1 protein-coding gene is annotated in these 263 nt (G+C 51.7%); it reads right to left on the bottom strand.

Annotation, left to right across the window (positions count from 1 at the left end):
- Window positions 1-263, bottom strand: a 263-nt coding sequence (locus OGY37_RS00120; protein ID WP_207307366.1) for a transposase, incomplete at both ends; no start/stop codon positions are given.

Genomic DNA, 263 nt, shown 5'->3' with positions numbered 1-263 from the left:
GCGCGCTTGCTGACACTGGTGTAATCCGGGCAGCGCAACGGAACATTCATCAGTGTAAAAATGGAATCAATAAAACCCTGTGCAGCCCGCAGGGTCAACCTGAACACGCGTTTAATGACCAGAACGGTGGTGATGGCGAGATCAGAATAGCGCTGAGGTCTTCCCCGTGATGAAGGCGTTGCCGACTCATACCAGGCCTGAATAGCTTCATCATCCAGCCAGAAAGTTATGGAGCCACGGTTGATGAGGGCTTTATTGTAGGT

The organism is Citrobacter sp. Cpo030 (genome assembly GCF_030333005.1).
Taxonomy (GTDB): Bacteria; Pseudomonadota; Gammaproteobacteria; order Enterobacterales; family Enterobacteriaceae; genus Citrobacter; species Citrobacter portucalensis.
This window is presented reverse-complemented; position numbering and strand designations above follow the sequence as displayed.